Source organism: Curtanaerobium respiraculi, from assembly GCF_024609215.1.
GTDB classification, from domain to species: domain Bacteria; phylum Actinomycetota; class Coriobacteriia; order Coriobacteriales; family Eggerthellaceae; genus Curtanaerobium; species Curtanaerobium respiraculi.
This window is the reverse complement of sequence record NZ_JANIPD030000003.1, coordinates 56,887-78,555: the sequence shown is the minus strand read 5'-3', so window position 1 is coordinate 78,555 and position 21,669 is coordinate 56,887. Positions and strand designations below refer to the sequence as shown.

Sequence of the window (21,669 nt, the reverse complement as noted above, 5' to 3'; positions counted from 1 at the left end):
TTAATTCCGCCTTGGCCGGGGGCGGCGGGCTGAGCGCCAAAGCGGCGGAAGCCGAGCGGGCGCAGGCGTGCGCGGACGGGGATCGGGCCGCTCCGGCGCCAGCATGCCGCCCCCGGGCTGGCGGAATACATCGGCGGTTCCCTAGGGAAGCCTGCGCTAGCCCCAGAGGCCCAGTTCGTACGGTTCCATGTTGACCGTTATCCCATACTCGTCGTAGATGAACACCAACGCCGGCAGGTGCTCGTCGACGGCCTCGCTCGTGGGGTAGTACTTGGCGCCCTCGTCCATCAGGGCGCGGGTCGTCTCGCCCGCAAGCGCGTACTCGCTCCCCGTCTGGATGGCGTACGCGGGGCTGAGCGCGTGGATGAAGTCCGCGCGGCCCGCCCCCTCGTTGCCGTGATGCCCCAGCTTCAGCACGTCGACCTCGCCGACGGTCTTCGCGATGATGTGCTCGGAGGGGCCGATATCGTCCACGTCGCCCGCCAAAAACGTGCGATAGCCGTTGCACTTCAGCAAGACCTCGTACGAGATCTCGTTGGCATCGCCCATGTCTCCCGGGGGCAAAGCCTCCCCCTTGCTGAAGCCGAGGATGGAGATATCCGCCTGTCCCAGCTTGAAGTTAGGATTGCCAACCGCATTGCCGTTCCCGTCCGGCGCCGGATACGGATCGGCGTTCGGATCGTACTCTTGGATCAGGACGCTGCCGCACCCATGCGCCGCGTTCACCAGGTTGTCGTACACGTACTGGTTGTCCCACAGGGCGTCTTCGTTGTTCATCATGGAGTCATCGTAGTACGGGGTGTATACGAATCGGGGGCGGTACTTCTCGATGACCTCCGCTGCGGTGCCGATATGGTCGCTATGCGGATGGGTGCCGATGTAGAACTGCAGATTTCCCTTATCGGCGCTGACCCCCAGCTCGTCGAGCAACGGGAACAGGTACCCCTCCACGCCGTTGCCCTGCGCGATGCCGTCGCGCAGGGGATAACGGGAATCGGAGCCGTCGGGGGAATCCGCGCTCTCACCTGAATCGATGATGCCGAACATCCCGTCGTTCTCGATGATGAGGGCGTCGCCGTATCCGATGGAGAGCACGTAGAGCCTCGTCGGGGCCTGCTTCCCCGCAGTCCCCGCATACGCCATCGCGCACGCAAGCGCGATGAGCGCCGTCAACGCGAGAGCCACCGTCTTCGCGCCGAACAGCTTCACGCCCCGAGCGGGCAGGGTCTTCCCAGATGTCGCGCCCATCGCGTCCTCCGCATCTTCCGATCCCCCCACGGTAGGGGAACGCTAGGCCCCCAGCCACACATTCCCCGTCTTCGACCAATTATGCAGGTCGAGCGCATCTCCTTCAACCCGGTATTCGACCATGCGTTGCCCTTCCGGCCCCACGTTGGTGAGCGCGTTGAAGTAGCGGATCCTGCCCGGATCGCTCACCTGCCACACGGTCAAGCCGCTGCAGAACGCGCTTGGATCGCCGCCCATAGCCTGGATAACGGTGGGCGCGATGTCCTCGTGGCTGATGGGCATCTCCGAAACCTGCACCGGCATGCCTTCGCCGCCGTCGGGCATGCTCGGCTTCACGAGCATGATCGGGCTGATGGCGTTGCGAACGGGATCCTCCCGCTCGTCCCACACGCCATGGTCGGCGGTCACGATGATGGTCGCCTGGTCGTACAGCCCCAACCGCTTCAGCTCGTCGATATAGCAATCGACCACCTTCAGCGATCCGCGGGCCTGGCGAGCCTGGTCGGAATTCGCGACGCCGACATCGTTCCCGTTCTCATCGACGGAGAAGGGGAAATGCGGCCCGAACAGGTGGATAAACCGGAAGGCGCCCGCATCGGCGGTATCGGTCGCCGAAAGTCCGCGCTCCCTCATCGCCCTCAGAATACCGGCATCGTCGAGCTCGTAGAGCGCCTCGTCCCCATCGGAATCCGGCGAACCGCCTACCATGCGGTTGTTCACGTCGGTCGTGTAATACCAGAAATCCGGCTTGAGAGACCACGGGGCCTCGCGATACAGGGCGCACTGGTTCATGACCACGTAGGTGCCCCAGATATCGACCGGTGCCTGATCGACGGGATGGATGTTCGTCGTCATCTGCGAAATGGCCATATCGGCAGGATTGCGGTAATCGAACATCGCCGTATCGGTGTAGACTCCCACCGAATACCCCAGCTCGCGCATGGTGGGGATGTAATTGCTCGATTCGTACTTGACCGCGCGGTACGCGTTCACATCCCCGCCCGGCTCGGGCTTCTCGCCGGAGAGCATGTAGGGAACCGCGTTCGCCGTGGGAATCATCGTCCCCAGGCTGTTGCGGAAGTAGGTGAAGTCGGTGAAATTGTCCAGGGTATGCGGGTCATCGGCAACCGCATCGTCCAGCAACGCGGTGTCGTAGGTGTCCAGCACGAAGACGACGACGTTGTCGTTGGGATTGACCGTGTACAGATCGCCCTGCGTGACGTAAGGTTGCGCCCTGCCGCCCACCGCCTTGGCAACATCCACGGCAACGCTTCCCACGCCGAACGCCTGCATGATGATGATAGCCACGGCAAGCGCGCTCGTCGCCTTCAGCCAGGTGTAGCGGTGTTTCATGCTCAGCAGTTGCGGCACGATGAGGATGAGAAGCCAGACGATGCCGGAATTGAGCATCTTCTCCTGAAAATACGGTTCGTCCCACCCGATGTAGCCGCCGTCGGCGGGCATCATCCCGGCGTTCATGAACATCGATTGCGCATACGCCGCGCACGTCAGGCAGAACACGAACAGCAGCGCCGCCAGGAAGGACTTGCCGCGCAGCGTCGACAGCGCGAAGGCGCATGCGACGGCGAGGGCCCCGTTGATGAGGGCGGACACCCACCATACTTTGTCCAAGCTGAACACCAGGCTGTCGGCGTTCCCCCCGATGATCTCCATCGCAGGGGCCACCAGTATGATGAAGAACGCGAAAAGCGACATCAGAAGCGAATACCCGAAGCGCTTCTTCCATGTGAGGTCTGCGATCGACCGCTCCCCGGCCTTCCCCCTGCTCTCTTCGAGCAGAGCGCGGGCGCGGTCGTCCGCCTCGCTGAACATCCGGGGGGCATCGGCGCCGTCGGGGGCGATGCGCGCGATGCGCCCTTCCGTCGCCTTGTTCGCGTTCTCGTCGATATTGAACACATTGAAAATCTTGCGGCGCAAACGCCTGAAGACCACGCCGGCAAGCGCGGACAGCGCCACCGCGACGCCGGCGAGCGCCTGGATGGTATAGGTCATCACCGAAGGGTCGACATAAGCGTACGCGACCGACGGCACGCTTGCGAACCACACGACAGCGAGGAAGAACGCGGTTCCCGCCCAGAGGCCGGCGAGCGCGAGGCGGCCGCCCCGCGTCAGGGGCGCGTGCATGCTACGCGGCATCTTCGACCCCCTTCTTCCCAGCGGCCGCATCCGAGGCGGCGCCGTCCTTCGCCGCCTGCAGCTCCAGCAGGCGATTCAGTATGTACTCGCCCGCCGCCTGGCCGCCATGGCCCAGGTTGAACACGCTCTCCTCGACGATGCCGGCGATGCGGTCGTGCCAGCGATCGGGATGCTCGATCATGTCCCGCACCTGATCGGCGACGCCGTCCAGGTCGTCCGGCTCGAACGAGACCCCCACCCTGTCCCGCAGCGAGATATCAGACGGATTCGGCGCGAATTCGGCATAGTTCGGATTGTTCAGCTTCATCGTGGTATTCACGAAGATGCACGGCTTCTTCGTGCTGAAGGCGAACTCGAACGCCACCGACGACCAGTCGGTGATGAGCACGTCGGACTCGACGATGGCATCGTTCGACGAGAAGTCCTTCTCGAAGAAGAGCTCGTCTTCGGGCACATGCTTCCACCGCTCCAATATGGCATCCCAGCGCGGCCGGTAGCGTTTGGTGTACTCGGGGTGCGGGCGCACGATGATGCGCCACCCATGTCCCAGCAGGTTGCCGATCAGCACGTCGATGCAGGAGTCGCACAGGTTGTCCACCTGCCATGAGGGGCCGATGAGCACCGTGGGCTTCTTGCCGGCGCGGTCCGCCTTGGACGCATGGTTCGCCTCGTAATCGGCGATCTCGCGGTCCAGCAAGTCGTACCCCACCGGGATCAGGTTCTTCTTGCGCGCGCCTTCGTCGGCGTACAGCTCCTCGAAACGCCTCTGCTCGACGATCTGCTCCTCGCCCACGCACAGCAGCGTGTCGTAATTCATGTACTCTTCTTTATGCGATGTCGGACCGGTCGACGTCATGTGATGGAACATGTACACGTACTCGATATCCCGGCGCACGTACGAGCGTTTGATGTAGTACACGTCCAGATCGCCCAGCGTGGTGATCACCATGTCCGCGTCCATCTTCATCATCACGGTGATCAGGCGCTGCTCGCCGATGTAGTACGGGATGATGCGCGGATTCCCCTTCGCCAGCTCGAAGATCTGGTCGTCGGGATCCTTCGTGATGTAGTGGATGGGCAGGTCGGAATTCTGCAGCAGCCATTCGATGGCGCCGCGGAAGTACTTGTAGAAACCGCTCCCCTCGGAATAGAAGACCAGATGCTTCCCCACCACGTTGTAGAAGCGCTTGATATCCTTGCGCTCGCGCTTGATCAGCGGGTCGCGCAGGCGGGCGATGAAACCTCGCTTGGCGCCCAACGCGTTCAAAACCTCGAGTTCCTTGCGGCTTTCCTCGAGATCCTCATAGTCGATGTACTTGCGCGGCTTGATGACGATGTTGCACACCGCTTGGACCAGGATGGCGGATAGGTTGGAAATGACCCAGTAAAACGCCATGCCCGTTGCCACGAAGAAGCCCAGAAACAGCGAAAGCCCGATGGAGAGCGCGTTGGTCGCGTTCTTCTCCGCGCGGGACTGCTCGCGCTGCAGGGGATTGATGCGGTTCTGCGCGAACCCCATGAGCACCGCGGAAAGCCCTGCCAGCACCGGCATGGCAAGCGACGGGCCGCCGTCGGCGATAGGGACCATGCCCAGGATCTCGGTCCCCGCGACGCCCCCGTCGGTAATGCCGTGGATCACGTCCACCAGGCCGAAGAGGATGATCACCTGCACGGCGAGGGGGATCAAGCTCAGCAGCGGATGGTAGCCGTGCTCTTTGTTCAGCTTGCTCTGCAGCTCGCCGATGGTTTCGCGGTCGCCGTAGTACTTCACCTTCAGGCGGTTGAGGTCGGGCATGACCTTCACCATCACGATGCTGTTCTTCTGCACCCACAGGGAGAGCGGTATCAGGATGACTTTGGTGATGAGGGTGAACAGGGCGATGGCCGCCCACCAGTTGCCGGTGAGGGCGTAGCATGGCTGGACGATCAGATTCAAAACGTCGGCTATGGCAGAGAACATAGGGCGGCTTTCGTTTGGAAGCTTCAGAATGAGTGACGATGTGGCATTGTATCATCCCCTCCACCGATTAGGGAAGCCTTCCGCCGTATTCCCCTTGCAATTTTGCTGCGCTATTTTGCTGCACGCGATTCAATCCGCGCGGTTCAATCGCCAACACCGCTTCACCGCGTTCCGACCAAGCGACCCATAATCCCGGAGGTTGCGTGCCGACCCGCTCCGCACGCCACGGGACTTTCTGACGTCCCCCACCGACGAATGATGTTATAATAGATTCCTAATAGATTGGAGAGCGAATGGCGAAGAACATCTCGATCTACCTTCACGACAACGTCCTTCGGCAGCTGGACGAAAAGGTCGCTTCCTACTCCCTCCGTGATAAGCAGAAGGGGCTTGCCGGCAGACGGCTTTCCAATCGTTCGAGCGTTATCGAAGAAGCACTCCGAGAATACTTCGACAGGCATGCCCCCCTCCCCCGCGATGTCATCACCTATCATGTTGTTCAACTTGCAAAAGAGTACGGCGCGAATGCCGTCTCGCTCTTCGGATCATATGCCCGCGGAGAGGAAACTGCGGAATCCGACATCGACATCCTTCTTGAAAAAGGGTCTATCAAGGGCATGCGGGTCCTGGATTTCCAAGAGGAGCTCACCCGGCGGCTCGGTCGCAACGTCGACGTCGTAACGACCGAGGGTGCGAGCGAACGGCTGCTCGGCAAGATTCGCGCGGACGAGGTCGTGTTGTACCGCAAAGAGCAGGAAGCATTATGAAGCGGGAGGAGCGCGACAGGGAGCAGCTCCACACTATCCTACGCTACTGCGACAGGCTTGATGCCGCACGGAACACATTCGAAGACGGCTATCGCGAGTTCTGCACGAATACGCCGTACCAAGACAGCTGCTCGCTCTGCCTGATCCAAATCGGGGAAGCCGTGAATCGGCTGTCCGCCGCGTTCCGCACTGAGCACCCGGCCATTCCCTGGCATCGCATCTATGGCATGCGCAACCATCTGGTCCACGGCTACGAGATGTTCGATGCCGAAATCGTCTGGGACGCCATTGAGACCTGCATCCCGCCGCTGCGTGCGTTCTGCGAGGAAAAAACGCATAGGCGCATTTGAGCCCAAGGATATGGACGCTAGCGCGTCCGGTCGAGCATGTTCAGAAGCTCCTGCTTGGAATGGACGCCGAGCTTCTGGTAAAGGCTCCGCGTGTAGCTCTTCACGGTGTTCTCGGAGATGAACAGCCTTTCCGCGATGGCCGCCTTGCTGCGCCCCTGGGCAAGGTAGAGGATCATCTCGGTCTCGCGATTGGTCAGGCTGAACCGTTTCTGCAGAACGAGGCTGCGCTCCTCTATCGAATCCTTTGGCATGGCATCGCCCTTGCTTTCCGCACCTTCACCCGGATGGGCGGATGCAGCATCATCCGGACTCCCATCCCCGCTTTCCGCAGACCGACGCGGCGCGCTCCGCCCCGCGAAATCCGCCATCAGAGGGCGCACGCGGGGAATGCTGTCCCGCAGCACCAACGCCACGCTGAACGCCAGCAGGCACGACATCGCCGTGACCACCAGCACCGATCCGGCGCTCTGCGGGCCGATGAGGATGATGAGCTGGCGGCCGATCTCACGCGGAAGCATATGCGCGATCCACACGGCGCCCAGCACGAGATACGCCGGAATGGAGCTATGGCGCGAGAAATCGTATGCGCAGTACCACAGTATGCCGATCATCAGCGTGTTCGACAGCGTGATGAGGGTGGCCCCGATCTCCGCCAGACCGTCGTCGAGCGTGGCGATGAGCAGCATGCCGGCTATGAGGAGGACGATGACGAAGCGCCAGACATCGCTGAAACGCAGACGGCGGCGCACGACAACCGCCCATGCGATGAAGCCGAAGCTGATGGCGCATGCGGCTCCCTGATGCAATGCTTGGAACGGCAGCGTGAGCCCGATCGACGCGCCAAAGGGGAAGCCGCGCGCCATGCCCAAGGCGAACTCGAGCAGGGCGACCCCCGCCAGAAGCTGCACAAGCGTATGGCCGGGTTCCGCATCGTAGACGGCGTCGCGCGGGGAATCGTCGGGGGAAGCGGGCCTCTCATCGATGATGGACTGGACTTGGCAGTACGAGACATAGGAGATCGTCGGCATGAACACCGCCAGCGCATACACGATGACCGGGGGGAACAACCCCAGCAGGAACCCGAAGAGGGCGCTTATCCCCAGGCAGGCGAACGCGTAGGCGAATGCCTCCCGCGCGCCCAGCCGCACGAAGAAGCAGATCCACATGCCGCCGCCCCAGGCAACGCCGGCTCCCGCCAGCACAAGCGCTATCCAGTACAAGGGCTCGGAGGGGAATTCGAACTGAATCAGGAACAGCACGGCGGCGAGCGTCATGGCCGTCACCGAGGCGTAGGAGAGGGCGCGCTGCCTCCCCGCGGAGAAATCCGACCGCGCGGCGAGCGTCATGAGCACGACGATGAAAGCGACCCGCACCAGGTTGGCGTAGACAGTGAAAGAGCCGAAATCCGTTGCGGCGTAGCGGTCGTACAGGCAGCACTGCAGCCAGACCCGGATCGCGACAAGGCCGAGAAAGTAGCTGGAGAACCGCGGAGCCGCGGTGGACGCGAACGTGCGCCACGCGCCTTCTTTCCCTTTCGTCGAATCCATCGTTCCTCCCCGCATCACGTGCGACAGTATAGCAAGGGGCGCCACCGCCCCTCATTGCAAATGCGCGGGCGGCAGGAAGCGACCGCTCCCCGCCGCCCGCATCCCGGATGCCGAATCGGGCGCCTGCTCCTGCTATGCGAACACGTACTTGCAGGCGGTTTCCTGCGCCTGGCGGCCGTTCACGTTGATATCACACACCGCGTTGCCGCCCAAACGGTTTCCGCCGTGGATGCCGCCCGTCACCTCGCCGGCCGCAAACAGGCCGGGGATGGGCTTGCCGTCCGCGTCGAGCACTTCCGCATCGACGTTCACCCGCAGGCCGCCCATGCAGTGGTGGATGCCCGGAGCGACCGAGACCGCGTAGAACGGTGCCGTCACGATGGGGTTCAGGCTCTTCGAGCGGCCGAACGGATCCGCCGCGTCGGCGGCGATGTTGTCGTTATAGCTGGTGATCGACTGGACGAAAGCGTCCACGGGAACGCCCATCTTCTGCCCGAGCTCGTCCAGGGAGTTGGCGACCTTGCATAGGTCGCGCGCAACGAACTTCTCCTCGATGCTCGTGTTGTTGTCGGCGACCGACTTGTCGAAAATCGCCCACGCGCGCTTCTCGGGCTGCGACCACTCGCCTGCGGACACCACGTCGCGCGTGAGCAGCTCGTTCATGAAGCGCTCGCCGTCGATGTTCACCAGCACGGCGCCGTCGCCGCGGATGTTCTCGGAAAGCAGGGTCGCCGTGGTCTGCTCGACCGTGGGATGCACCTGGATCTCCCCGATGTCGACCAGGTCGGCGCCGATCGCCTGCGAGAAGATGATGCCGTCGCCCTGCGTGCCCGGCTGGTTGGTGGTTACCGCGTCGATCAGCTCGGGGCGGTACTGGGCGAGCATCTTATGGTTCGCCCCGAAGCCGCCGGTGGAAACGATGACGGCCTTGCAATGGTAGACGATGGGCAGGCCGTTGGGGTTCGTGGCGCGCACTCCCGCAACTTTCCCGTCCTCCATCAGCAGTTCCTCGACCTTGGTGTTGCACACCGCGCTCACGCCGCGCTGACGGCACTGCTCGGTCATGCCCTTGACGATATACTTGCCCACGGCCTCGCCCGTTTCGGGGCGATGGATGCGCTTCACGCTTGCGCCGCCGCTGGTGCCGAGCTTGCTCAGCGTGATGCCCATGCTTCCCAGCCACTCGATGGCGGCGTTGGAATTCTCGCACATGTGGCGTATGAGCTCCATGTTGCCTTTTTCGTGACCGCCCGCGTAGGTGTCGGCGGCGAACAGGTCGACGCTGTCCTGGATACCGGCCTCCGCCTGGTACTTGGTGCAGCAGGCGTTCATGCCGCCCTCGGCGAAGCAGGTGTTGCCGCCCGCGACGGGCATCTTCTCCAGCAGCAGCACCTTGGCGCCCTGGTCGCTGGCACCGACTGTAGCGGCCATGCCGGCTCCGCCCGCGCCGATGACGACGATATCGTATGCGCCGCCGTCGATGGTGTTCTTTTCGGCCTCCTGGGCGAACGAGCGGGGGGCTCCGCACCCCGTCAGCCCGGCACCCATGGCGCCCAAGCCCGCAACGACCGCACCCGTGAGGAATGAGCGGCGAGTCAATTTGCTCTCAGTAGTTCTCATTGCGCTTCTCCCCCTACTTCTCTTCCCGATACGGAATGCTGTCCCAACCGGCAGGCACGTTCTCCGCGGCCTGGTAATGGCATTCAGAGCACACCATCACGCTGGTGTCGTGCATCTTATGGCAGCTGCTGCACTCGGTGACCCCATGCTCGGTGAAGTTATGCGGGTTCCACGCCATGTTCGAGGTCTTCTGCGCGAGCTGGTCCAGCGTGTAGTCATGACAGCCGCTCTGCAGGCAGAAGTCCTGTGTGGCGTATTCCTCCCCGCGGGAGATCAGATTCTTCGTATTCTCGTCGTACACGTAATCGCCCGTCAGCCAGTGCCCGGCTTCCGTCACCTGCTCGCCGATGTTCGACGGATGGCAGTCCAGGCAGGATTTCCCCGCTTTCGCATGGGTGTGGGCAAGCGATGTCCCACTCGCGTCGTAATACGATTCCACATAGGAATCCATCGGCGTGTGGCACACCGCGTTGCAAAACGTGGGTTGGCTGTGCCAGACCATGAATCCGCCGATTGCCGCAACCACCACCGCGGCGATGATGCAACCGGTGACGATTCGCTTGCGCCGTTTCGCTTCAGGCGTTGCGCCGACCTTCTCTTCGGCCATGTCCCCTTCTTTCACTTGATTGCGATCGAAACCCTCTATCGATCGCGCCCAACAGGTACGAGCATAGTCCCCTCCAGGGATCATATGCACGTCCGAAACGGGTGGTTTGATCCTCTGATCGGGCGGTTTATCGTGCAAGCCATACGTATTCCGATCGATCATCCCTGTGCATACCCAGATGGAAATCAGGCTGCGGGCAGGATCCTCTCCCTTGTTGCCGCATCCATTCGATGCCCATCTTTACATACCGCGACGGCTCCGCCGCGCCAGCCTTCTCCAAGCTTGTCGAATCTCGCATGCGCCCCCCGACCGAAGACCACTGCCCTCTTATGCGATTTCGCTTCCGCATCACGATTGCTAACGGAAGTGAACTATGGTTTACTTCCGTTAAAGAATTGTGATTCGGAAGCAAAAGGCACTGCGATGCACCATGACACGTGGCCCCTCCTTGCCTATGAGGAGATACCCTGGCAGCGAAGCGAAGGCGATTTCGAATTCATCCCCAAAAGCGCCCGTCGAAAGATTTCGCCAACTTACTTGGCGGCAGTGCCGCGAGAGATCGAATCGGCCCGGATCGACCTATCGAGCAACTTGATGCTGCGACTGAGCGAGTTGCGAGCTGAAATGGCCCGCTTCGACGCGGGGCAGATGGAACGATCCTATAACCTGCCAGCATTGCTGCTCCGAAGCGAAAGCTCGGCAAGCTCTCAAATCGAACGGCTCACCTCAAGCGTGCGGAACGTCGCGCTTGCGGAGTTGTCCGAAATGGCCTCTGCGAATGCGCTTATGATCGCACGCAACGTCCGAGCCATGCGAACCGCCCTCGCACTGCCTGACACGTTCGACGAGAACACCGTGCTTTCAATTCATCGGGAACTCGCGAAAAGCGGCGAAACGGCACCAGCGGGAGAATTTCGCTCGGAACAAGTCTGGATCGGCGGCACCGCATTCAGCCCCCACGGCGCCCGGTTCGTACCGCCTGCTGCGCACCGTATCCCTGTGCTCATGGCAGACTGGAGAGCGTTTGTGCTGCGCGAGGATATCGACCCCTTAGCGAAGGCAGCGGTCGCACATGCGCAGTTCGAGACCATCCACCCATTCACGGATGGCAACGGCCGATGCGGCCGAACGCTCATACACAAGATGCTGCGTCGCGATGGCATCTTGGAAACAGCGACCCTCCCCGTTTCCGCGGGCCTTCTGCATCATGCAGACGCGTATATGACCGCACTCGACGCCTATCATGAAGGAGACTGTGAATCCATCATCACGCAAGTGGCGAACGCTGCGGAAATTGCACTTGCCCTCGGTTCGGCAACCCGAAGCGAAATCGATAACCTCATCGGCGAATGGGAGGAGGCGATATCGGAGCGCAAGAATTCCGCAATTCGGCGGCTTCCGGAATTGGTGGTTGAACAGCCTGTGGTCGACACCGCCTATGTGGCCCGAAAGCTATCGATCACCCCACGTTCCGCAACCACGTTGATTGCCCGTGCATGCGAACTCGGAATACTCAGAAAAATCGGTGCCGCAAAGCGCGGTGCGTTCTACCAGGCGCCGGAAATCATCGCGATACTCGACCGCATTTCGAGCAGGGAAGCGATTCGACGTACCCTATCCGAATCATAGGGCACCAGGTTCACATCCGCCCTATCGAGAAAAAGCACACTGAGCGTGAAAAGGCACCGGGCTTCGTCGGCAAGGGAAGCAGGATATTTGCAAGCTCGTCGAATGCACCTGCCGCCCAGAAAGCGCACGATCGTCATGCACACCGCCGCGATGAGGAAGAACGTTCCGGCATGGCCGTACCCGAGCTGCTGGGCGAACAACGCCGTATAGCTCACCGGCACCGCCATAGCCCCGACGAAGAAGAAGCTGGGCAGAGCGCCCGGAAGGGCACACCGCTCGAAATACCGGGCGAGAAAGCCCCGTCTTCCTGAACGCCGATCGCTGGTCCCTCAGAGCGGCGCTCCGCCTCCTGCCGCATGCGGAAGGCGGCGAACCTCGCATGACGCGCACCCCCTTCTCGAATATCGCCATTTCGCCCATACGATAGCACTCGGCAAAGCTGGCACAAGAAAAAATCGCCCGGGAAAATCGCTCCACCCAACGGGATCGCATCGAGCGCGGACGGCTCGGGAAGGCACGTCGCCAAGAGGAATGGACTCCTGACATATCCGTCAGCCCGTTCGGGGCGCTTCGCTGTTAAAGTTACGTTGCAGGCTAAACCGGGGGAAGGCAGTTTCCGTGAACATATCCCAACGACTTGAATCTTTGCCCACCACGCCGACGATGCGCAAGATCCTGCTGCTGGTGGGCGTGGGGTGGCTTTTCGATGCCATGGACCAGGGAATGGTCAGCGGCGTGCTCGCCGCGGTCGGATCCGATTGGGCGCTCACGACGCTCGACAAGAGCATCCTCGCCAGCTCGGGCACGTTCGGCATGATACTGGGAGCGGCGGCATCCGGCATCGCCGCCGACCGCTGGGGACGGCGCTCCGTCGTCCTGTTCACGCTGCTCCTGTACAGCATCGGGAGCCTCCTCTGCGGCCTTTCGACCAGCTTCGCCATGCTCGTGGCATGTCGGTTCGCCACGGGCTTCGGCTTGGGCGGCGAGCTTCCGGCCGCCTCGACGCTGGTGAGCGAGTTCAGCCCGATCGGAACGCGCGGCCGCAACGTGGTGCTGCTGGAAAGCTTTTGGGCCTGGGGCTGGATCGCCGCAGCCCTCGTCGCCTATCTGCTCATACCCGTGTACGGCTGGCGCGTCGCGTTCTTCGTGGGCGCCGCGCCCGCCCTCTTCGCCGCCGTGCTGCGGCGCCAGGTGCCGGAATCACCCCGCTACCTAGCGCTCGCAGGACGCGAGGACGAGGCGGACGCGCTCGTGAGCGCCATGGAAGCCGAAGCCGGCATCGTCGTCGACCCCGCCGACAAGACCCCGTTCACGCACGCCGACCGCCCCCGCGGCGTCTCGCTCGCGCGCCTATGGGGCAGCGACCACCGCCGCACAACCGCCGTGCTGTGGGTCATATGGTTCGGCATCAACTTCGGCTACTACGGATTCGTGCTGTGGACGCCCACCTTGCTGATGGGCCAGGGGTTCACCATGGTGCGCAGCTTCGGCTTCACCGTCATCATGTGCCTGGCGCAGCTGCCCGGCTATTTCAGCGCCGCATGGCTGATCGAGCGCATCGGCCGCAAGCCGGTGCTCATCGTCTATTTCGCGGGAACGGCGCTGGCCGCCTGGCTGTTCGGCCATGCGGGAACCGAAGCCGCCGTGCTCGCTTCCGGCTGCCTGCTGTACTTCTTCGCTTTGGGGGCATGGGGATGCGTCTACAGCTACACGCCCGAGGTGTATCCCACCGACGTGCGCGGCAGCGGCAACGGCTGGGCGGCGGCGTTCGGGCGCATCGGGGCCTTCGTCGCCCCGTTCGTGGTCCCCGTGGTCTACGGCGCAGCGGGCGCCGAGGCGGGGTTCGCGGTGGTGTTCGCCGTGCTTGCCGCCGCATTCGCCTTCGTCGCCGTGATCATCGGCCTCTTCGCCCGCGAGACCAAGGGCCTGCCCTTGACCGAGGCGAACGCGCAGTCGCAAGCGGACACCGCGAAATGAGGCTATCGCGCAGGCTCCTCGACCGCATGCCGAACGAGACACGCGCAGTCGGGATGCGGGAAAGGGAAAGCATATGAGAGTCGGGATCATCCGCTGCATGCAGACGGAGGACTACTGCCCGGGAACGACGGATTTCACGGTCATCCGCAAACGCGAAGGCGCGTTCGAAGGAGCCGGGGAGATCGAGGTCGTCGGATTCGTCACTTGCGGGGGCTGCCCTGGGAAAAAGGCCGTCTTCCGAGCTCGCGAACTAGTGAAACGGGGGGCGGACACCATCGCCTTCGCAAGCTGCATCCAAAAGGGAACCCCCATCGGCTATCCCTGCCCCTTTGCAAGCAGAATGCGGCAAAGCGTCGAAAAAGATTTGCCCGCGACGATTCGTTACCTCGAATACACGCACTGACGGCCGCAACTCCGTCCTGCGGCGATGCCGCCGCGAGTGGACGCCGATGCCGAACCTGCCCTTCAGACGAACACGGGCGGCCCCGCTTTCGCGGGACCGCCCGTTCCCAGGCATATGCACCGTGGAGGTCGGTACCTATATCATGCCCCATTTGCGCGTGTACTCGCTGTACAGCTCGTAATCCTCGGGCACGAAACCCGCCGCCTCGAGCTTGGGGAGGATGTCCTCGTACTTCATCGTCTGAGTCTCCATCCATACCCCCTTCTTCTTGACGGTGATGTTCCAGTCGTCGTGAATGGCTTGAAGGAATTCCATGACCTCGGCGCACCGCGCGATGCGATTGCCGGTGTATTCGGCCAGTTTGCGGATCTCCCTCGCATTCATCTGCCGCTTCCTCAGCTTCTTCCAGGGAGACTTATCCCTGGTGCGCCACTCCCCCGCTTCGAAGAACGGGAGGAAGAAGCACGCCGCCTGGATGCAGGTTTCCTTCACTGGAGCATTTTCGGCCACGATAGCGCCTTAGGCAGCCATGGTGGCGGCGCCGACGGCCGTCCAGTAGTCGTTCAGGATGACGGTCGAGAACAGGAAGCCGAGGCAGACGTTCATGGCAACGCCGATGGTGAAAGCGGCGAAGGGCTTCCAACCGACAGCGGCAAGCTCCTTGAAGCGGGTGGTCAGACCGATGCACAGGAAGCAAAGGACGAAGCACCAGCCGCGGAGGTTCTTGATCCAGCCGAGGACGTCTTTGTTGATGCCCGCGCCCATTTCGGGGCTGGAGGCCATGATGACGAGCGTCACGATGATGGAAGCGATGAAGAAGCCGAGAACGAACTTCGGGAAGCGCTCCCAGATAACGCCTGCGCCGGGCTTCTGGCGAGCGCCGTCAACCTTCTTGGCTTCCCACATGGTCACGGAGATGATGGCCATGACGAGGGCCCACACGCCGACGAAGATATCGCGGCCGACGACCTTCATCAGGGAGAAGGTGGCCAGGCCACCGTCGCCGAACTGGGCAGCCGCGGCGATGCCGGCGGCGTCGGCGAACTCGGAGGTGCCGATCAGGGCACCGGAAGCGCCGTCGGACAGGCCGATGGCACGGCAAACGACGGGGAGCAGGAAGACCATGATGGTGGCCCACACGACGACCATCGAGATGGCGATGGAGACGTGGTCTTTCTTGGCGTTGACGGAGCTGCCGATGGCGATCGATGCGGACACGCCGCAGATGGATCCGCCGGCGCCCAGCGTAGCCGCGAAGGGCTTCTCAAGGCCGAATGCCTTGGAGGCGACGAAGTAGATGGTCACGAACGTGGAGACCGCGACGACGGTTGCCTGGAGGAAGGCGATGGGGCCGGACTGCAGGATAACCGTGAACGGCAGGGTGGCGCCGAAGAGCACGATACCGGTCTTCACATAGAACTCGGTGCGCATGCCGGCGTCGAACCACTCGGGGATCTTGATGAAGTTGCCGAGGATCATGCCGACGATAAGCGCCATGACCGGGGCTTCCAGGTTGAGCGTCTTGGCAACGTTCCATGCAGCGAAGATCTGCGTGAGGATGGCCATGACGAACAACAGGGTGAAACCGGCAAGGAATTTACCGACATTGCGCCCCATGACACCGATTGCAAGCGTGAAGACCACGGCCATCGACAGATACAATCCGAGCATCTTGGGAAGCTGTCCCGCAACGATTCCCGGGAGATCCGCGAAGTTATCGTAAGCCTTGAACTTCACGATGATGCCGTTCAGGCTTCCGCCTGCGGCGTACAGGATGAGGGCGAGGATAACCACGCCCAGGCCGATCCATACGGCCCACCAGTCCTCCTTCGTGAAAAGGCTCTTCAAGCCTCCTCCATTTGTCTTGGTATTGTTAGCCTTGGAAGCATCCAAGGCGGCCTCTGCTGCCATCAGCATCAGCTCCTTTCCGTTTTCGTACCAATACCCTCTCTAGCCTGGTGCCTCCTCCACCCACCTCGAAACAGACGGGTGGCACCAGCTCGTCCCATAGGTTTACCGTTCTTTCCCGCCCCTGCCATCGTAACGACATGGTGAGATTAGGCGAATCCACTTCCGAAGCCTTCCTCATCATATTGTTACTATTTATTTATAGAATAATTCTGAACAGGTAATACTTAGGGGTTAGCCTCACACAACCCCTCGCGCTCATGGTAAACTGTTTCCCGAGCGAAAAGAGGGGAAATGGCGACGATTCCAGCAATAGGGGAAGCCGCGGGCGCTTATTTCCGCAAGAGGCTTCTCGAACGAAGCGAATCGGCCGATGTCTACCTCAGGCAATTCCTGGGCTTCGCCCTGTTCCTGATTTGGAATTACGGCACGCTGTACTCGAGTATCCTCATTGTGGAATACGGATTTGCAGGCAGCCAGGAGGAGATCTGGATGTTTGCTGCGCTTTTCGAATGCTTCGCGGGCTTGGCGTACCTCGCCCTGGCCCTGAAGAGGGCTCTCGCGCGCAGCAAGGTGTTCGGTGCCATCGGCGCCCTCTGCGCCGCCGCCGGCACGGTCGTTATCTTCTTCGCATTCTCCTCGGTCGAGCAGTATCAGACCATCTTCCCCGCCGGCGCGCTCCTCTGCGGCGTCGGCTGCACGTTCTTGGGCATCATCTGGGGTGCGAAGTTCACGGAGATCGAAGGGGGCACGATCGAGCTCTACATCGCGCTCTCCTTCGGAATAGCGTGGTCGTTCTTCGCCGTCATGCACCTCGCCAACGCGTCCACGATCTTCGTCACGCTGCTCATCGTCGCCATGCCCCTGGCCTCTGCGGCATTCGCCTTCCAGAATGTCCTGCGGGCCGAGGATCAGCCTCCCTCCGTTGAAGAGCATCCCGTGCATTCCTACCGAAGCGCCGCCGCGCGCTACGGCAAATTCTTCATCCTGATCGCCACCCTCTGGATCATGTCGGCCTACCTGCGCACGGTCTCCGCGCCGTCGTTCGCAGAGAACAGCTACCTGCATCTCCTCATCCCCTTCACCATCGCGGGAGTGGTCGCCCTCATCCTGTGCCGCGTGTTCTCCGCAACGTCACGGCTCATCGACTTCACGCTCGCAATCCGCTGGACCCTGCCCTTCGGGCTGTTCAGCGCCACCATCCTCTGCTCGGGGCAGAGCGAGGCCGTCTACCGCGCCCTCGCCTACACCGTCAACCTCATCGGCATGATCGGCCTGCAATTCGTCTATTGGACCACGCTTCCCAAATATCTGCGTCGAACGGGCCACCGGGCTGATATCGTGTTCGCCATGCTCATGGTCGCGGAAGGCATCGGGATCTTCGCGGGGGCGGAAGGCGGAATGTATCTGCGGAGCGCCGGCATCTGGCCGGAATGGGGTACATTCGCTACCCTTGCAATCGTCTCCGCCGCCCTCACCGTGTGCATGGTCGGCGGCTTCAACCCCCGATGGCATTTCAGCATCGCCGACGCCCCGTTGGGCGATGTTGGGGAGGACGAGCCGGAAGAGGAGCCCCGGGAAACCGATGACACCTCCGAAAGCGACCTGGAGGCTGCCGTCGAGGAACGCGCGCAGGAGATGGCGGAGCGCTACGGCCTCACCAAGCGCGAGTTGCAGGTCGCCGAACTCCTTATCGCGGGCCGCAGCCGCCCGTATATCCGCGATGCGCTTTTCATATCGCTGAACACCGTGCACGCCCACGCGCGCAACATCATGGCGAAGTGCGACGTGCACTCGCAGCAGGGCCTCATCGACCTCGCCTGGGAGAAGGAGCCCGACAAGCGCGAATAGCGCTCGCATCGTGCTGCGTTTCAGCGAGCCGCTGGAAAGGTCCATCCTCAAGGAGATCGGCCTGCTCAACAATGTGGAACCGGACTGCATGGTGCAGAACATCACGCTTCCCAACCTGCACGAGGCGCCGCTCGCGCTGGGGGAATCGAACTCCTCCAGCGCGGTTTGCCACGAGCTGGGAATCGGCGTCCCTGCATCCAACGTGCATCCAACCTGGCCTCGCCCGCCGTGCTGCCCCTCTTTCCATATGCGACTTCCTCGCGGTAAAATAAGCGGGGACGCAAGGGGGGGGTTGCCATGGGAATGCATGACATCCAGCACGCAGCGAGGGGATCGGCCGCTATCTTCAGTGCAGCGGCGCCTCTAATCGCCCTGCTCGTGTGCTTGATAGCCCTGGCCGCATGCTCCGCTTCCCCCTCGAACGGCGCGCAAGGCGATTCCGGCGGCAGTTCGCAGGAGGCATCCGTGAACATCGATTATGGCAGCGTGCACGAGATATACTTCGCAGGTGGATGCTTCTGGGGCATCGAGGAATACTTCAGCCGCATTCCGGGTGTGGCCGATGTGCAAGTGGGCTACGCGAACGGCATCACCGAGGATCCCAGCTACGAGCAGGTCTGCACGGGCACCACGGGCTATGCGGAAACCGCTCGCATCGCATACGATCCTTCCATCGTCAGCTTGGAAACGCTTACGCGGCAGTTTTTCCAGGTCATCGACCCCACCAGCGTGAACAGGCAGCACAACGACGTGGGCAGCCAGTACCGCACGGGCGTGTACTACACCGACGAAGCGGACTTGCCCGTGTTGCAGGAAGTCTTCGACGAGGTGCAGAGCGGGTACGACGCACCCCTCGCCACCGAGCTCCAGCCACTCGCCACGTTCGCTTTGGCGGAGGACTATCACCAAGATTACCTGCGGAAGAACCCGAACGGCTACTGCCCCATCGATTTCAGCACGCTGGATAACGTGAAGTTGGAACGCGGCGAGGACGGCGGCACCTGCGCGGTCGATGATTCGGGCCAGATGTGCGGCACGCCGGCCGCTGACGGCAACGCGGTGACGGAAGGCGATCCCGCCGGCGTCTCAGTGGATGCGAGCCGATACTCCAAACCATCCGACCAGGAGCTCCGCTCAGCGCTGAGCGACGTTCAATACCGCGTCACCCAGCAAGCCGGCACGGAGGCGCCCTATACGGGAGCATACCTGAAAACCGACGACCCCGGCTTGTACGTGGATGTGGCAACGGGCGAACCGCTGTTCTCCTCAGATGACAAATACGATGCTGGCACCGGATGGCCCGCCTTCACCAAGCCCATCGCGCCGGAAGTAATCGTCACCAGCCAAGATACCAGCCATGGCATGGTGCGCACCGAAGTTCGCAGCCGCGTGGGCAACAGCCACTTGGGCCACGTGTTCAACGACGGACCCGCGGGCGCGGGCGGCCTGCATTACTGCATCGACAGCGCCGCGCTGCGTTTCATCCCCTACGCAGAGATGGACGATCAGGGGTACTCGGCCTTCAAGGAAGCATGCTCCGCACACGGGGAGTAAAGGCCCGACTTCTCCCCTACAACATTGCCTCACAAAACCAGCATGTTGGTGGACATTCCCCGCGACGAGGCGCACAATACTTCAGCGAAAAACGGAAGTATGTTGAAGAAGGCGCCCCATGCTGGGAATCACACGCAAGCAGGCCATGACGTTGGCGGTGCTCATATCGGGCACGTTCATCGCAATCCTCAATCAAACCATCCTCGGACCGGCGCTGCCCACCATCATGCGCGACATGCAGGTGAGCGCCGCCACCGTGCAGTGGCTCACCACGGGATTCACCATGGTGAACGCCGTGATGATCCCCATCTCGGCGTACCTGACCGACCGCTTCAGCGTGAAAACGCTCTTCATCGCCGCGATGGGCGTGTTCACGGCGGGCACGTTGGCAGCGGGCCTTTCCACCGCGTTCCCCGTGCTTTTGGCCGCCCGCCTGCTGCAGGCGGCGGGCGCCGGCGTGCTCATGCCCATGGTGATGACCGTGCTTCTGCTGACATTCCCCGTCGAGCGGCGCGGCATGGCGATGGGCGTGTTCAGCGTCATCATCGCCTTCGCCCCCACCATCGGACCCGTGGTGGCCGGCGTCGTCGTGGACCACGCGGGATGGAACATCATCTTCCTCGCCGTCGCGGTGCTGGGAGCGGTCGACGTCGTCCTCGCCGCCTTCTTTCTCGAGCGCGGGGAGGGCGGCGACCCGACGGTCAAGGGCGTCGACAAGCTCTCGGTCCTGCTTTCGACCTTCGGCTTCGGCGGCATGCTGTACGGTTTCTCTGAGGTGGGCAACAGCGGCCTATCTCCCCTGGCGGCGGCGAGCATGATCGGCGGCAGCATCATCGTCGTGCTCTTCTTCATCCGGCAGAACAGGCTGGAGCGCCCCATGCTGCGCGTCGACGTGCTGAAGAACCGCAAGTTCCTCATCGGCACCATCATCTGCATGGTCTCGCAGGGCGCCACCATGGCCAACATGGTCATCATCCCCATCTACGTGCAGACCATCATGGGGCAGACCGCCACCACCGCCGCTCTCGTGATGCTGCCGGGCAGCATCATCATGGGCGTTATGGGCCCGGTCGCGGGGCGTATATTCGACAAACGCGGGCCGCGCGGGCTCGCCATCGCCGGACTGGGCACGCTGCTCGCGGGGACGCTCATCATGACCCAGCTCACGCTTGAAACGACCATGGTGTTCGTCGCCATCGTCATGGCCGTCCGCTTGCTCGGCATGTCCATGGTGAACATGCCGGTCACCACCTGGGGTATCAACGCACTGGACAACAAGGTTGTCAACCACGGCAACGCCGTGAACAACACGCTGCGCCAGGTGGCCGGATCCCTGGGCACCGCTATCGTCATCTCCGCCTACGCATTATGGACCGCGCTGTGCCAGCAGACCATGGGAACCGTGGAAGCGCAGATCGCCGGAACCAACTTCTCGTTCGGGCTTCAAGCGGTGCTGATCGCGGCGGCTCTGGCCATAGCCGTCATCGCCGTTCGCGACCGGGTGGAGGATGCCGCCCAGGAAGATCCGCACGGCGAGCGGCGCCGCACCCTCGAGTCCATCATGACGCACGATTTCCTCACGCTGCCCGCAAGCTCCACCGTAGCGGACGCCGCGCGGCTCTTCGCCGAGCGCCGCGTCGACGGCATGCCGCTGATCGACGAGGATGGCAAGCCCGCCGGATATGTGTCCGACGGTGACCTGATGCGCGCGCTCTCGCCCCGGCGCGATGGGACCGCGGTGGATTTCTACGCGGTCGCCGACGGCGGCAACCGTATCGATCCCGATGTCGAGCGCTGGATCGGCCGCATCATGGAGCTTCCCGTGACCTCCATCGCCAGCAACCGCCTGGTCGGCATCGACGCTCACGCGACCGTGCACGACATGTACCGCATCCTCAGCGAGAACAGCATGCGGCGCGTGCCGGTGTTGGACAATGGGAAGATCTGCGGCATCATCGACCGCTCGGACGTGACGGCATATGCGCTGGAGTTTTATCTGAACAGGCCGAATAAGGAACCGGATAGCGGCGCCGCGCAACGTGCCGCCTCGTAGGCAGGAGCACGCGATGGCGCATGGAACCCCTCAAGCGA

The 21,669-nt window shown here is 62.4% G+C and carries 16 protein-coding genes; 8 read left to right on the top strand and 8 right to left on the bottom strand.

The window, feature by feature from the left end:
• Positions 1 to 156: 156 nt before the first annotated feature.
• The 3 genes from NOV21_RS02975 to NOV21_RS02965 are packed head-to-tail and all read right to left on the bottom strand — an operon-like array spanning position 157 to position 5,365.
• Positions 157 to 1,248 carry a ComEC/Rec2 family competence protein gene (locus tag NOV21_RS02975; RefSeq protein WP_283171316.1) on the bottom strand — a complete coding sequence of 364 codons (1,092 nt, stop codon included), beginning with the start codon at positions 1,246 to 1,248 and terminating at the stop codon, positions 157 to 159.
• A 42-nt stretch (positions 1,249 to 1,290) separates the two neighbouring features.
• Positions 1,291 to 3,405, bottom strand: coding sequence for an alkaline phosphatase family protein (locus NOV21_RS02970; protein ID WP_283171315.1), 2,115 nt, complete (start codon positions 3,403 to 3,405; stop codon positions 1,291 to 1,293).
• Positions 3,395 to 5,365: a YidC/Oxa1 family membrane protein insertase gene (locus NOV21_RS02965; RefSeq protein WP_283171314.1), complete on the bottom strand. Its 1,971-nt coding sequence runs from the start codon at positions 5,363 to 5,365 to the stop codon at positions 3,395 to 3,397. Before NOV21_RS02965 ends, NOV21_RS02970 begins: the two co-directional genes overlap by 11 nt.
• 293 nt (positions 5,366 to 5,658) lie before the next feature.
• Between NOV21_RS02965 and NOV21_RS02960 the strand changes: the two genes are divergently transcribed.
• Positions 5,659 to 6,132, top strand: coding sequence for a nucleotidyltransferase domain-containing protein (locus tag NOV21_RS02960; protein ID WP_283171313.1), 474 nt, complete (start codon positions 5,659 to 5,661; stop codon positions 6,130 to 6,132).
• The gene (locus NOV21_RS02955; protein WP_283171312.1) at positions 6,129 to 6,482 is read left to right on the top strand and encodes a HepT-like ribonuclease domain-containing protein; all 354 of its coding nucleotides are present in this window, start codon (positions 6,129 to 6,131) and stop codon (positions 6,480 to 6,482) included. Before NOV21_RS02960 ends, NOV21_RS02955 begins: the two co-directional genes overlap by 4 nt.
• 17 nt (positions 6,483 to 6,499) lie before the next feature.
• Here NOV21_RS02955 and NOV21_RS02950 read toward each other — a convergent pair whose 3' ends face one another.
• The 3 genes from NOV21_RS02950 to NOV21_RS02940 form a co-directional block, all read right to left on the bottom strand.
• Complete coding sequence (locus tag NOV21_RS02950) at positions 6,500 to 8,029, bottom strand: helix-turn-helix transcriptional regulator (protein ID WP_283171311.1); 1,530 nt, start codon at positions 8,027 to 8,029, stop codon at positions 6,500 to 6,502.
• A 132-nt stretch (positions 8,030 to 8,161) separates the two neighbouring features.
• Positions 8,162 to 9,649, bottom strand: coding sequence for a flavocytochrome c (locus tag NOV21_RS02945; RefSeq protein ID WP_283171310.1), 1,488 nt, complete (start codon positions 9,647 to 9,649; stop codon positions 8,162 to 8,164).
• A 13-nt stretch (positions 9,650 to 9,662) separates the two neighbouring features.
• Positions 9,663 to 10,256 (bottom strand): cytochrome c3 family protein, encoded by a 594-nt coding sequence (locus NOV21_RS02940; RefSeq protein ID WP_283171309.1) that lies wholly within the window; start codon positions 10,254 to 10,256, stop codon positions 9,663 to 9,665.
• Positions 10,257 to 10,679: 423 nt separating this feature from the next.
• Here NOV21_RS02940 and NOV21_RS02935 point away from each other — a divergent pair, with 423 nt between their 5' ends.
• From NOV21_RS02935 to NOV21_RS02925, 3 genes are all read left to right on the top strand, one after another.
• Positions 10,680 to 11,885, top strand: a complete 1,206-nt coding sequence (locus NOV21_RS02935) for a Fic family protein (protein ID WP_283171308.1) — start codon at positions 10,680 to 10,682, stop codon at positions 11,883 to 11,885.
• A gap of 618 nt (positions 11,886 to 12,503) precedes the next feature.
• Complete coding sequence (locus tag NOV21_RS02930) at positions 12,504 to 13,862, top strand: MFS transporter (protein ID WP_283171307.1); 1,359 nt, start codon at positions 12,504 to 12,506, stop codon at positions 13,860 to 13,862.
• Between the two features lie 73 nt (positions 13,863 to 13,935).
• Entirely contained in the window at positions 13,936 to 14,265 is a 330-nt protein-coding gene (locus NOV21_RS02925) for a CGGC domain-containing protein (RefSeq protein ID WP_283171306.1), read from the top strand.
• Positions 14,266 to 14,400: 135 nt separating this feature from the next.
• Here the strand turns inward: NOV21_RS02925 and NOV21_RS02920 are convergent, their stop codons facing one another.
• Positions 14,401 to 14,775 (bottom strand): hypothetical protein, encoded by a 375-nt coding sequence (locus NOV21_RS02920; RefSeq protein WP_283171305.1) that lies wholly within the window; start codon positions 14,773 to 14,775, stop codon positions 14,401 to 14,403.
• A gap of 9 nt (positions 14,776 to 14,784) precedes the next feature.
• A complete protein-coding gene (locus NOV21_RS02915) occupies positions 14,785 to 16,176 on the bottom strand; it encodes a YeiH family protein (RefSeq protein WP_283171304.1) in 1,392 nt (463 codons plus the stop codon).
• A gap of 291 nt (positions 16,177 to 16,467) precedes the next feature.
• Between NOV21_RS02915 and NOV21_RS02910 the strand changes: the two genes are divergently transcribed.
• From NOV21_RS02910 to NOV21_RS02900, 3 genes are all read left to right on the top strand, one after another.
• The gene (locus NOV21_RS02910) at positions 16,468 to 18,024 is read left to right on the top strand and encodes a response regulator transcription factor (protein ID WP_283171303.1); all 1,557 of its coding nucleotides are present in this window, start codon (positions 16,468 to 16,470) and stop codon (positions 18,022 to 18,024) included.
• 297 nt (positions 18,025 to 18,321) lie between these two features.
• Positions 18,322 to 19,578 (top strand): peptide-methionine (S)-S-oxide reductase MsrA, encoded by a 1,257-nt coding sequence (msrA, locus tag NOV21_RS02905; protein ID WP_283171302.1) that lies wholly within the window; start codon positions 18,322 to 18,324, stop codon positions 19,576 to 19,578.
• Between the two features lie 118 nt (positions 19,579 to 19,696).
• Complete coding sequence (locus NOV21_RS02900; protein ID WP_283171301.1) at positions 19,697 to 21,631, top strand: MDR family MFS transporter; 1,935 nt, start codon at positions 19,697 to 19,699, stop codon at positions 21,629 to 21,631.
• Positions 21,632 to 21,669: the final 38 nt, after the last annotated feature.